12 protein-coding genes are annotated in these 12160 nt (G+C 40.0%); 11 read left to right on the plus strand and 1 reads right to left on the minus strand.

All coding sequences use genetic code 11. From position 1 onward, the window contains the following. Window positions 1-14: 14 nt before the first annotated feature. The 9 genes from WKI42_RS07280 to ciaH all read left to right on the plus strand — a co-directional run bounded on the left by WKI42_RS07280 (window position 15) and on the right by ciaH (window position 8269). Window positions 15-251 carry a DUF2829 domain-containing protein gene (locus WKI42_RS07280; protein ID WP_050242411.1) on the plus strand — a complete coding sequence of 79 codons (237 nt, stop codon included), beginning with the start codon at window positions 15-17 and terminating at the stop codon, window positions 249-251. Next, entirely contained in the window at window positions 244-942 is a 699-nt protein-coding gene (locus WKI42_RS07285; protein ID WP_050242412.1) for a 3-oxoacyl-ACP reductase, read from the plus strand. Before WKI42_RS07280 ends, WKI42_RS07285 begins: the two co-directional genes overlap by 8 nt. Before the next feature lie 9 nt (window positions 943-951). Then, window positions 952-1431 carry an NUDIX hydrolase gene (locus WKI42_RS07290; protein ID WP_368081565.1) on the plus strand — a complete coding sequence of 160 codons (480 nt, stop codon included), beginning with the start codon at window positions 952-954 and terminating at the stop codon, window positions 1429-1431. Between the two features lie 7 nt (window positions 1432-1438). Next, complete coding sequence (locus tag WKI42_RS07295; protein ID WP_368081566.1) at window positions 1439-2167, plus strand: GNAT family N-acetyltransferase; 729 nt, start codon at window positions 1439-1441, stop codon at window positions 2165-2167. A 41-nt stretch (window positions 2168-2208) separates the two neighbouring features. Next, the gene (locus WKI42_RS07300; protein WP_368081567.1) at window positions 2209-3078 is read left to right on the plus strand and encodes a putative PEP-binding protein; all 870 of its coding nucleotides are present in this window, start codon (window positions 2209-2211) and stop codon (window positions 3076-3078) included. Next, complete coding sequence (locus WKI42_RS07305; RefSeq protein WP_173306513.1) at window positions 3053-3493, plus strand: ASCH domain-containing protein; 441 nt, start codon at window positions 3053-3055, stop codon at window positions 3491-3493. The genes WKI42_RS07300 and WKI42_RS07305 overlap by 26 nt, the downstream gene beginning before the upstream one ends. A 122-nt stretch (window positions 3494-3615) precedes the next feature. After that, window positions 3616-6162 (plus strand): M1 family metallopeptidase, encoded by a 2547-nt coding sequence (locus WKI42_RS07310; protein WP_368081568.1) that lies wholly within the window; start codon window positions 3616-3618, stop codon window positions 6160-6162. Window positions 6163-6270: 108 nt separating this feature from the next. Next, a complete protein-coding gene (gene ciaR, locus WKI42_RS07315) occupies window positions 6271-6945 on the plus strand; it encodes a two-component system response regulator CiaR (RefSeq protein WP_000590628.1) in 675 nt (224 codons plus the stop codon). Next, a complete protein-coding gene (ciaH, locus tag WKI42_RS07320) occupies window positions 6935-8269 on the plus strand; it encodes a two-component system sensor histidine kinase CiaH (RefSeq protein WP_368081569.1) in 1335 nt (444 codons plus the stop codon). Before ciaR ends, ciaH begins: the two co-directional genes overlap by 11 nt. 28 nt (window positions 8270-8297) lie before the next feature. Here the strand turns inward: ciaH and WKI42_RS07325 are convergent, their stop codons facing one another. After that, complete coding sequence (locus WKI42_RS07325; protein ID WP_050272742.1) at window positions 8298-8585, minus strand: DUF3270 domain-containing protein; 288 nt, start codon at window positions 8583-8585, stop codon at window positions 8298-8300. 139 nt (window positions 8586-8724) lie between these two features. Between WKI42_RS07325 and WKI42_RS07330 the strand changes: the two genes are divergently transcribed. Both WKI42_RS07330 and WKI42_RS07335 read left to right on the plus strand, forming a co-directional pair. Continuing rightward, window positions 8725-9654 (plus strand): peptidase U32 family protein, encoded by a 930-nt coding sequence (locus tag WKI42_RS07330; protein ID WP_000411189.1) that lies wholly within the window; start codon window positions 8725-8727, stop codon window positions 9652-9654. 200 nt (window positions 9655-9854) lie between these two features. After that, window positions 9855-12160: bifunctional DnaQ family exonuclease/ATP-dependent helicase (locus tag WKI42_RS07335; RefSeq protein ID WP_368081570.1), on the plus strand; the 2306-nt coding region annotated here is incomplete at its 3' end.

Raw genomic sequence — 12160 nt, forward strand, 5'->3', positions numbered from 1 at the left:
TAAAGGAGAATAATATGACATTTGAAGAGATCCTGCCTGGGTTAAAGGCTAAGAAAAAATATGTACGAACCGGTTGGGGAGGGGCTGAAAACTATGTGCAACTTTTTGACACCATCGAACAAAACGGGGTTGCACTTAAAGTGACACCCTATTTCCTAATCAACGTGTCTGGAGAAGGAGAAGGTTTTTCCATGTGGAGTCCGACACCTTGTGATGTTTTGGCGACGGATTGGGTAGAAGTGCATGACTAGACGTGTATTGATTACGGGAGTGAGTTCAGGAATCGGCCTAGCACAAGCTCGCCTCTTTTTAGAGAATGGCTTTCAAGTTTATGGAGTTGACCAAGGTGAAAATCCACTCTTAGAGGGTGATTTCCACTTTTTACAGAGAGATTTAACCTTGGACTTGGAGCCTATTTTTGACTGGTGTCCTCAGGTTGATGTTTTGTGCAATACTGCTGGAGTTTTGGATGATTATAAACCACTTTTAGAACAATCAGCTCAGGAAATTCAAGAGATTTTTGAAATTAACTACGTGACTCCTGTTGAGTTGACTCGCTATTATTTGACGCAAATGCTGGAAAATAAAAAGGGAATTATTATCAATATGTGCTCTATTGCTTCGAGCCTAGCAGGTGGAGGTGGTCACGCCTATACTTCCTCTAAGCATGCCTTAGCTGGCTTCACCAAGCAGTTGGCTCTAGACTATGCTGGAGCTGGGATTCAGGTCTTTGGGATTGCTCCAGGAGCAGTCAAGACAGCTATGACTGCTGCCGACTTTGAACCAGATGGCTTAGCAGACTGGGTGGCTAGTGAAACACCAATCAAGCGCTGGATTGAACCAGAGGAAGTAGCAGAGCTTAGTCTTTTCTTAGCAAGTGAAAAAGCAAGCGCCATGCAAGGACAAATTCTGACAATAGATGGTGGCTGGTCTTTGAAATAGGAGGATTTGATGGAAATCAAAAGACACTTTGGAGTCTACGCTGTTTGCTTTGAAAATGGGAAGTTACTCTGCATTGAAAAAACGAGAGGCCCTTATCACCATCGGTATGATCTACCGGGTGGTAGTCAGGAACTCGGTGAGGGGTTGACAGAAACCCTCAAGAGAGAAGTTTTGGAAGAGACGGGATTTACTGTTAGAAGCTACTCTAATCCTCGAATCTACGATGTTTTCGTCAGGGGAGAGTTAAAAAATTTTATGGTTCACCATATCATGGCCTTGTATGATGTTGAAATGAATGAGAGTGCACCTCAAGTTACGATTTCGGAAGCTGTGTCTGATGGTGCGAATGATTCTCTTGGATATGTTTGGATGGATATTCAAGAAATCACAGAAGAAAATGCATCGCCATTAGTCTTGAAGATTGAGTCTGAATTATTAGGATTTCTAGAATTAGATATGACAAGCTATAGAAATTGGAAGGTGAAGTAGGGGGATAATGGAACTATTTAAAACATGGAAGAAAAATATGGTTCTCTATGGTCTTAAATCTCAAATTGGAACTGTCTACCGAAACAATGATAGGACAACAAGCTTTTATGATGTTGGGAATTTTCTATACCTAGCAGGGGAGTTGGATTCCAGATTTTGGGAAGATTTTGTTAGAAAATATGGTTTAGATGATACGATTATTATTTCGGAAGATACTAAGTGGCAAGATTTTCTACACCGGCAAGTGGAGTTAATTTCTTTTACTCGCTATTCTTTTAAGGATAAGGCAAATTTTCAAGTTAAATTTCTAAATGATCTAGTTACTCATTTAGAGGAAGATTACAATATTGTGCCTATTGATAATCATATTTATAACTGCTTTTCTACGGAAGAATGGTCACAGGATTTACAGGGGGATTTTGAGTCCTATCAAGATTTTGTTTTAAAAGGTGGATTTGGCTTTGTGATTCTTAAAAATAATGAACTGATTGCTGGGATTTCCTCAGGGTTAGTTTACCGTGGAGCAGTTGAAGTGGAAGTTGCAACTAGACCAAACGAACAAGGAAATGGATTTGCTAAAAAACTTGGTGCTGCAATGATTCTAGAGAGTTTAAATAGAGATATGTTTCCACTTTGGGATGCTCATAACGAGGCTTCCAAAAAAGTAGCAGAATTTTTAGGATATGAGTTAGCTGAACCTTATGAAGCTTTTGAACTAGAGAAAAGCTTCATATAATTATATATGATATTGTATCTTTTAAGACGAGGTGAATGGCTATGAAAAATCAACTTGCTCTTAGCGGAGAACAAATTGTTGAAAAAATTTATCCTCAACTATTGCACCACGTCGGTATGATTCGTGGGGAATACTTGTTGAGAGAGCTTAATCAAAACATCCTATTACCAAGTTGTCAGCAATTTGTAAAAGATTATCTAGAGACTATCTGCTCCTTGTACTCAGATGAAGAAGTTTGGTATCGTTTTTCTGAATTAACGAATACAGAAGCCAATTGTTTAGAGGGAACTAAAGAGTATTTTGATGAAAATCATCCCTTGTTTGGATATAGAGGAACGAGGCGTTTACTGGCATGTCCGAATGAATTTCAGGCTGAAGCAAATGTCGTTACAGAAGTTTATCAAAACAATCCCAATCTGTCTCTTATTTTTCCTTTTGTCAATGATGCTGAGCAGTTAAAGCAAGCTATTAGAGTATTGCGTCAGCAGGGTTTTACTGGGAAAGTCGGCACGATGATTGAATTACCGTCAGCGTATTTTGATTTGGACAGAATACTGGAAACGGGTATTTCAAAGATTGTAGTTGGAATGAATGATTTGACTTCTTTTATTTTTGCGACTGTGAGAAACAGTCAATGGCATGATATGGAAAGTCCAATAATGGTAGATATGTTGATACAGATGCAGGATAAAGCAAGGGCGAAAAAGATTGATTTTGCTGTAGCAGGTTATCTGAATCCTTCTTTCATACAAAAAATGAATCAGATGGGTATCAAGTGCATTATTCACTATAGTTCTATTCCAGAGATTTTTGATTTAGAGATTGACCATCCAGATCATCTCAAACACATAAAAGAAGAAAGTAAAAAATTACAAAGGAGCACCCATGACACCGCAAGAAATGTGGAATAAATACAAGCAAATCAATCCTTCGATCGGAGATGAAATCGATGCTTGGGCTTTTGGAGTGGAAGCCGATCTCTTGGCAGATTTGGTTTTAAGAGGCGAAAAGACGGCAACAGCATCAGCCTACGACCTCTATGCACTAGAAGCCGAGTCTCTTCCTCAAGAAGGAACTTTTGATGTCATTTTAGATAGTCGAAATCAGGCTGTCTGTATTGTCGAAATTACAAAGGTTTCCGTTCAGCCTTTCAGTCAAGTTTCGGCTGATCATGCCTTTAAGGAAGGTGAAGGTGACAAATCACTTGCCTATTGGCGTCAGGTTCATGAGGATTGTTTCGCCGAGTGGTTGAGAGAAGCAGGACTGACTTTTACACCTGACAGCAAAGTTGTTTTAGAAGAATTTCGCAAGGTCTACCCTCTGTAGACTGTTAGACGGAAGAAAGTTTTAGAAATCACCGTCCAATCCTTTTTTCTTAGGCAAAACATGTTATAATAAGTTTGTTTGAAGAAGAGCAGCAGCTCTTAAACTTAGAATAGGAGAAAACTATGCAAGCAGTTGAACATTTTATTAAGCAATTTGTTCCTGAACATTATGATTTATTTTTAGACTTGAGTCGTGAGACCAAGACGTTTTCTGGGAAGGTGGCCGTCACTGGTCAAGCACAGAGTGACCGTATTTCCCTTCACCAAAAAGACTTGGAAATCGCTTCTGTAGAAGTTGCCGGTCAAGCTCGTCCATTTACAGTTGACCATGAAAATGAAGCTCTTCATATCGAATTAGCTGAGGCTGGTCAAGTTGAAGTGGTTATCGCTTTCTCAGGAAAAATTACAGACAACATGACAGGGATTTACCCTTCTTATTACACAGTTGATGGAGTCAAGAAGGAAGTATTGTCAACACAATTCGAGAGCCATTTTGCGCGCGAAGCCTTCCCATGTGTGGATGAGCCAGAAGCTAAAGCAACTTTTGACCTCTCTCTACGTTTTGACCAAGCAGAAGGTGAATTGGCCTTGTCTAACATGCCAGAAATCGATGTTGAAAACCGTAAGGAAACAGGTATCTGGAAGTTTGAGACAACACCTCGCATGTCTTCTTACTTGTTAGCCTTTGTTGCAGGTGATTTGCAAGGGGTAACCGCTAAAACTAAGAATGGTACCCTCGTTGGTGTATACTCTACCAAAGCACATCCACTTTCTAACCTTGATTTCTCTTTGGACATTGCCGTTCGCTCTATCGAGTTTTACGAAGATTACTATGGAGTCAAGTACCCAATTCCTCAATCTCTCCACATCGCCCTTCCTGACTTCTCAGCTGGAGCTATGGAAAACTGGGGTCTTGTGACCTACCGTGAAGTTTACTTGGTTGTGGATGAGAACTCTACCTTTGCCAGCCGTCAACAAGTTGCCCTTGTTGTGGCCCATGAATTGGCTCACCAATGGTTTGGTAACCTCGTAACTATGAAATGGTGGGATGATCTTTGGCTCAATGAAAGTTTTGCCAACATGATGGAGTACGTCTGTGTGGATGCTATTGAACCAAGCTGGAATATCTTTGAAGATTTCCAAACAGGTGGAGTGCCTCACGCTCTTGAACGCGATGCGACTGATGGTGTTCAGTCTGTTCACGTCGAAGTTAAACATCCAGATGAAATCAATACGCTCTTTGACGGAGCTATCGTCTATGCCAAAGGAAGTCGTCTCATGCACATGCTTCGTCGTTGGCTAGATGATGCCGATTTTGCCAAAGGTTTGCATGCCTACTTTGAAAAACATCAGTACAGCAACACCATTGGTCGTGACCTTTGGGATGCCCTTGGTCAAGCGTCAGGACGTGATGTCGCAGCCTTCATGGATTCTTGGTTGGAACAGCCTGGTTACCCAGTTCTTACTGTCAAAGTTGAAAATGATGTTTTGAGGATTTCACAAAAACAATTCTTTATCGGTGAGAACGAAGACAAGAACCGTCTCTGGGTTGTGCCACTCAATAGCAACTGGAAAGGTTTGCCTGATACACTTGAAACTGAAAGCATCGAAATTCCTGGCTACGCAGCTCTTCTTGCTGAAAACAAAACAGCACTTCGCCTCAACACAGAAAATACAGCTCACTACATTACAGACTATCAAGGAGACTTGTTAGATGCTGTTCTTGCTGACCTAGTTGAGCTTGATAACACAAGTAAACTGCAGATCGTTCAAGAACGTCGTTTGCTTGCTGAGGCAGGGCACATTTCTTATGCTGACTTGCTCCCAGTTCTTGATAAACTTGCTAAGGAAGAATCTTACCTTGTCGTTTCAGCTGTTTCTGAAGTAATTTCTGCTCTTGAGCGCTTTATCGATGAAGGAACAGAAGCTGAAAGAGCCTTCAAAGCCTTGGTTGCTAAATTGGCTCGTCATAATTATGACCGTCTTGGTTTTGAAGCTAAAGACGGAGAATCAGATGAGGATGAATTGGTTCGTCAGTTGGCTGTTTCTATGATGATTCGCTCAAATGATGCAGAAGCTAGTCAAGTCGCTAGCCAAATCTTCGCGGCTCACAAGGAGAATCTTGCAGGACTTCCAGCAGCTATTCGCTCACAAGTCCTTATCAATGAGATGAAACATCATGAGACTAAAGACTTGTTAGCACTTTACCTTGATACTTATACTCACGCAACAGATGCTGTCTTTAAACGTCAGTTGGCAGCTGCTCTAGCCTATAGTAAAGATGCGGACAATATCCAAACCTTGATTGCTGCTTGGAAGGACAAATTTGTGGTGAAACCGCAGGACTTGTCTGCTTGGTATTACCAATTCCTAGCTCACCAAGCAACTCAGGAAACAGCTTGGTCTTGGGCGCGTGAAAACTGGGCTTGGATTAAGGCAGCTCTTGGTGGAGATATGAGCTTTGATAGCTTTGTTATCCTTCCTGCTCATGTATTTAAGACTCAGCAACGCTTGGCAGAGTACAAGGAATTCTTTGAGCCACAACTTTCTGACCTTGCTCTTAGCCGTAACATCGGTATGGGAATCAAGGAAATTGCAGCGCGTGTTGACTTGATTAACCGTGAAAAAGTTGCAGTGGAAGCAGTCGTTCTTCAATATGGAAACGCATAAATAAGCCTAAAATAAAAAGAAAACTCAGCTATCTCATGTAAAATGTAGAGAGTTGAGTTTTTTTTAAGGCAAATTTGGTATAATGGTTTTAATAAGGAGGAGTTTCTCATGATAAAAATCTTATTGGTTGAGGATGACCTAGGCCTGTCAAATTCAGTATTTGACTTTTTAGACGATTTTGCGGATGTCATGCAGGTGTTTGATGGTGAAGAAGGTCTCTACGAAGCTGAAAGTGGTGTCTATGACTTGATTTTGCTCGATTTGATGTTACCTGAAAAAAATGGCTTCCAAGTCTTGAAAGAATTGCGTGAAAAGGGAATTACGACACCAGTTCTGATCATGACTGCCAAGGAAAGTTTGGATGACAAGGGACATGGATTTGAACTGGGAGCGGATGATTATCTGACTAAACCTTTCTATTTAGAAGAACTCAAAATGCGGATTCAAGCCCTTCTCAAACGTTCAGGCAAGTTTAATGAAAATACGCTATCTTATGGAGATATTCTCATCAATTTATCAACAAATACCGTTAAGGTTGAAGATACTACTGTCGAATTGCTGGGGAAAGAGTTCGATTTACTGGTTTATTTCCTTCAAAATCAAAATGTTATTTTGCCTAAGACGCAGATTTTTGATCGTCTATGGGGATTTGATAGTGACACAACGATTTCAGTTGTCGAAGTTTATGTTTCAAAAGTCCGTAAGAAATTAAAAGGAACCACTTTTGCAGAGAATTTGCAAACCTTGCGCAGTGTTGGGTATATTTTAAAAGATGTTCAGTAAACTAAAAAAAACATGGTATGCGGATGACTTTAGTTATTTTATCCGCAACTTTGGTGTCTTTACCTTGATTTTCTCGACAATGACTCTGATTATTTTACAGGTCATGCATTCGAGTCTCTATACTTCGGTGGATGATAAGCTTCATGGACTGAGTGAAAATCCTCAGGCAGTTATTCAGCTTGCTGTAAATAGGGCAACAGAAGAGATTAAAGACTTAGAGAATGCCACTACAGATACTAGCAAGACTGAAGTAAAACCCAATGTCAGTTCTAACACAGAAGTCATTCTTTTTGATAAAAATTTTACCCAACTCCTTTCTGGAAATCGATTTTTGGGATTGGATAAGATTAAGTTAGAAAAGAAAGAATTAGGCCATATCTATCAGATTCAGGTTTTTAATAGCTATGGACAGGAAGAAATCTATCGCATGATTTTGATGGAAACCAATATCAGTTCGGTTTCAACCAATATCAAGTATGCTGCTGTCTTGATTAATACCAGTCAGTTGGAGCAGGCTAGTCAAAAGCATGAGCAATTGATTGTGATTGTGATGGCAAGTTTCTGGATTTTGTCTTTGCTCGCCAGTCTCTATCTAGCTAGGGTCAGTGTTCGTCCTCTGCTTGAGAGCATGCAGAAGCAACAGTCCTTTGTGGAAAATGCTAGTCATGAGTTACGGACTCCACTTGCAGTTTTGCAAAATCGTTTAGAGACCCTTTTCCGTAAGCCAGAAGCTACCATTATGGATGTGAGTGAAAGCATTGCATCGAGTTTGGAAGAAGTCCGAAATATGCGGTTTTTGACGACAAACTTGTTGAATTTAGCTCGGAGAGATGATGGGATTAAGCCGGAACTTGCAGAAGTTCCAACCAGTTTTTTCAATACGACTTTCACAAACTATGAGATGATTGCTTCTGAAAATGACCGTGTCTTTCGTTTTGAAAATCGTATCCATCGAACGATTGTGACGGATCAACTGCTCTTGAAGCAGTTGATGACGATTCTCTTCGATAATGCTGTCAAGTATACTGAAGAGGATGGTGAGATTGATTTTCTTATCTCGGCGACCGATCGTAATCTGTATTTGCTAGTTTCCGATAATGGAGTCGGTATTTCGACAGAAGATAAGAAGAAAATTTTTGATCGTTTTTATCGAGTCGACAAGGCTAGAACCCGTCAAAAAGGTGGTTTTGGTTTAGGATTATCTCTGGCCAAGCAAATTGTAGATGCCCTAAAAGGAACCATTACTGTTAAAGATAATAAACCCAAGGGAACAATCTTTGAAGTGAAGATTGCTATCCACACACCATCGAAAAAGAAAAAATAAACATATCGCTCCGGATGGGGCGATATGTTTATTTTTTAAGTTTTCGTTTGATAATAGAGCGTTGGATTTTTAAAACAAGTAAGCTGGATACTATTGCTGCAGGTAAGGCGAGCACAGTTGTTAATTTTAATGATAAAAAGATAAAACTAAAGATGGCAATGCAGATACAAAAAACAGCGATATTGACAAAAAATAAAATTTCTTTGAGATTGCTATCAGCTTGTGCTTCAGGTGTATAAGCTTGATAATGAGGAAGTTGCTGGTTTAATTCTTCTTGATAGTCTACCTCATAGGATTGTAATTTTCTTACGGGCATGATTCTCTCCTTAACAGTACATACCTATTTTATCATTTTTTCAGCAGAGAATTATTACAGAAAGGTTACAAAAAGAATAAAGTCCCTTTTCATTTTCAAAGAATAGCTGATTTTCTAGAAATGTGGTATAATTTTTCTTATGGAAAAGATTATCATTACAGCAACTGCTGAAAGTATTGAACAAGTTAAACAACTTCTCGAAGCTGGCGTAGATCGTATCTATGTTGGTGAGAAAGATTTTGGCCTTCGTCTGCCAACAACCTTTAGTCATGACCAATTGCGTGAAATCGCTAAGCTAGTTCATGATGCGGGTAAGGAATTGATCGTTGCGGTTAACGCCCTCATGCACCAAGATATGATGGATCGTATCAAGCCTTTCTTAGACTTTTTGGAAGAAATCAAGACAGACTACATTACGATTGGGGATGCAGGTGTCTTTTACGTGGTCAACCGCGATGGTTATTCCTTTAAGACCATCTATGATGCTTCAACTATGGTGACAAGCAGTCGTCAGATCAACTTCTGGGGACAAAAGGCTGGTGCATCTGAGGCTGTTTTGGCGCGTGAAATTCCATCAGCTGAACTTTTCAAAATGCCAGAGATTTTGGAAATTCCTGCTGAAGTTTTGGTTTACGGTGCTAGTGTCATCCATCATTCTAAACGTCCACTCTTACAAAACTACTATAACTTTACGCACATCGATGATGAAAAGACTCGCAAGCGTGACCTCTTCTTGGCTGAGCCAAGTGACCCAGAGAGCCACTATTCCATTTTTGAAGACAATCATGGTACTCACATCTTTGCCAATAACGACCTTGATTTGATGACAAAATTGACAGAATTGGTGGAGCATGGCTTTACTCACTGGAAACTAGAAGGGCTCTACACTCCTGGTCAGAACTTTGTTGAGATTGCAAAACTCTTTATCCAAGCGCGTAGCTTGATTCAAGAGGGCAACTTTAGCCATGACCAAGCCTTCTTGCTGGATGAAGAAGTGCGTAAACTTCACCCTAAAAACCGTTTCCTTGATACAGGATTTTATGATTACGATCCTGACATGGTTAAATAAAGTAAATGATTCGTTGAGAGAAGGAAGATGCAAATATTTCTTCTCTCAATTTTTCTTATTCTCCAATATTTTCAAAAAAAATAAGTAGGCTAGGATGCTCTGTTTGCTGGGATTTTTAAGGCAAGTAACCTTCTTGAGTTTGAAAATTATCCTATGTTTGCAGGTGCCAAATGGCCCTTTTTTTGGTATAATTTTTTATAATGAAAACGATTGGTAATCGCTATGTTGTGGTGGATTTAGAGGCAACTAGCACAGGTAGTAAGGCTAAAATTATCCAAGTGGGAATTGTTGTGATTGAGGACGGAAAAATCGTCAATCACTATACGACGGATGTCAATCCACATGAACCTTTGGATGCTCATATCAAAGAATTGACAGGACTGACAGACCAACGTCTGGCGCAAGCACCTGATTTTTCGCAAGTTGCTAGAAAAATCTTTGACTTGGTGGAGGATGGGATTTTTGTAGCCCATAATGTTCAGTTTGATGCCAATCTCTTGGCGGAAAATTTATTTTTTGAAGGCTATGAGCTAAGAAATCCTCGTGTTGACACGGTCGAATTGGCCCAGGTCTTTTTCCCTGAACTGGAAAAATATAGCTTGCCTATTTTGTGCCGAGAATTAGGAATTCCTCTAAAGCATGCCCACACAGCCCTTTCAGATGCCCAAGCTACTGCAGAATTACTCCTTTTTTTACGGGAAAAGATGGCCCAACTTCCTAAAGGACTCTTGGAACGCTTGCTGGAAATGGCTGACGCTCTCTTATATGAGTCCTACCTGGTTATTGAAGAAATTTATCGCAGTCAATCTATCCTGAGTTCTCCAGACTTGGTCCAAGTTCAAGGACTGTATTTCAAGAAAATTGCAACTCCTCTGGGGTCACGAAAACTATCTCAGGATTTTTCTAAAAATATTTCTCTGTTGAACCTTGAAGTGAGGGAGGAACAAGAAAGTTTTGCTAAAGAGGTTGGCTTGCTATTGAAAGATGAGCCTGTCTCTCTGATTCAAGCGCCGACTGGGATTGGGAAAACTTATGGCTATCTCTTACCCGCTTTGTCCCAAGTGGAAAATCGTCAGATTGTCCTTAGTGTTCCGACAAAGATTCTTCAAAATCAAATCATGGAAGAAGAAGCTAAACGTCTCAAGGAAGTGTTCCATATAGATATTCATAGTTTAAAGGGACCACACAATTACCTGAAGTTGGATGCCTTTTATCGTTCCTTGCAGGAAAATGATGAAAATCGCTTATTTAGACGTTTTAAAATGCAACTCTTGGTCTGGTTGACAGAGACAGAGACAGGAGATTTGGATGAAATTGGGCAACTCTACCGTTACCAACATTTTCTGACAGACCTTCGTCATGATGGGAATTTATCATCCAAGAGTTTATTTGTGACGGAAGATTTTTGGAAACGTAGTCAAGAAAGGGCAGAGACTTGCAAGCTTTTAGTGACCAATCATGCCTATCTTGTAACCAGACTGGAAGATAATCCTGAATTTGTCAGTGACCGTTTATTGATTATTGATGAAGTTCAAAAGATTTTGTTAGCTCTAGAAAATCTGCTTCAAGAGACCTACGATATCCAGTCTATTGTCGATTTGATTGATAAGGCTTTAATAGGAGAAGAAAACAGGGTTCAACAACGAATACTAGAAAGTATTCGCTTTGAGTGTCTCTACTTGATAGAACAATTTCAGTCTGGCAAATCTAGGAAAAATATCTTAGATTCTCTTGCCAATCTCCACCAGTATTTTTCAGAATTAGAAGTAGAAGGCTTTGAGGAGTTGGTTCGTTATTTTACAGCTGACCGAGATTACTGGCTTGAAGCAACTGAAACGAGTCAAAAGAAAATTCAGATTTCTTCTACGAAATCAGGCCGTATTCTTCTATCTTCCTTAGTGCCTGATTCATGTCAAGTCCTGGGAGTGTCGGCCACTCTTGAGATTAGTCAAAGAGTTTCTTTGGCGGACCTGTTAGGCTATCCTGAAGCCAAATTTGTCAAGATTGAATCTCGGGGAAAACAGGATCAAGAAGTGGTCTTGGTCAAAGATTTTCCCCTGGTAACAGAAACCTCCTTAGAAGTTTATGCTCAAGAGATAGCTGATTTGCTGATGGATGTTCAAGCTTTCCAGCAACCGATTTTAGTTCTCTTTACTGCTAAAGACATGCTTCTAGCAGTATCGGATTTACTTCCAGTTAGCCACTTGGCCCAGTATAAAAATGGGGATGTTCATCAGCTAAAGAAACGCTTTGAAAAAGGTGAACAACAAATCCTGCTTGGTGCAGCAAGTTTCTGGGAGGGAGTTGATTTTTCAAGTCATCCTTTTGTGATTCAAGTTGTACCAAGACTTCCTTTCCAAAATCCTCAAGAGCCCTTGACGAAAAAGATCAATCAGGAACTGAATCAAGAAGGGAAAAATGCCTTTTATGATTATCAATTGCCAATGGCCATTATTCGTTTAAAACAGGCTTTGGGAAGAAGTATGAGACGTGAACACCAACGTTC

Origin of the sequence: Streptococcus pseudopneumoniae (genome assembly GCF_038148935.1) — a bacterium.
Classification (GTDB): Bacteria; Bacillota; Bacilli; order Lactobacillales; family Streptococcaceae; genus Streptococcus; species Streptococcus pseudopneumoniae_U.

What these genes read in the sequence shown, in the direction of transcription:
- WKI42_RS07330 (WP_000411189.1), top strand. Translation starts at nt 8,725, where the DNA reads ATGGAAAAGATTATCATTACAGCAACTGCTGAAAGTATTGAACAAGTT.
- ciaR (WP_000590628.1), top strand. Translation starts at nt 6,271, where the DNA reads ATGATAAAAATCTTATTGGTTGAGGATGACCTAGGCCTGTCAAATTCA.
- WKI42_RS07280 (WP_050242411.1), top strand. Translation starts at nt 15, where the DNA reads ATGACATTTGAAGAGATCCTGCCTGGGTTAAAGGCTAAGAAAAAATAT.
- WKI42_RS07295 (WP_368081566.1), top strand. Translation starts at nt 1,439, where the DNA reads ATGGAACTATTTAAAACATGGAAGAAAAATATGGTTCTCTATGGTCTT.
- WKI42_RS07285 (WP_050242412.1), top strand. Translation starts at nt 244, where the DNA reads ATGACTAGACGTGTATTGATTACGGGAGTGAGTTCAGGAATCGGCCTA.
- WKI42_RS07325 (WP_050272742.1), bottom strand. Translation starts at nt 8,585, where the DNA reads ATGCCCGTAAGAAAATTACAATCCTATGAGGTAGACTATCAAGAAGAA.
- WKI42_RS07305 (WP_173306513.1), top strand. Translation starts at nt 3,053, where the DNA reads ATGACACCGCAAGAAATGTGGAATAAATACAAGCAAATCAATCCTTCG.
- WKI42_RS07290 (WP_368081565.1), top strand. Translation starts at nt 952, where the DNA reads ATGGAAATCAAAAGACACTTTGGAGTCTACGCTGTTTGCTTTGAAAAT.
- WKI42_RS07300 (WP_368081567.1), top strand. Translation starts at nt 2,209, where the DNA reads ATGAAAAATCAACTTGCTCTTAGCGGAGAACAAATTGTTGAAAAAATT.
- ciaH (WP_368081569.1), top strand. Translation starts at nt 6,935, where the DNA reads ATGTTCAGTAAACTAAAAAAAACATGGTATGCGGATGACTTTAGTTAT.
- WKI42_RS07310 (WP_368081568.1), top strand. Translation starts at nt 3,616, where the DNA reads ATGCAAGCAGTTGAACATTTTATTAAGCAATTTGTTCCTGAACATTAT.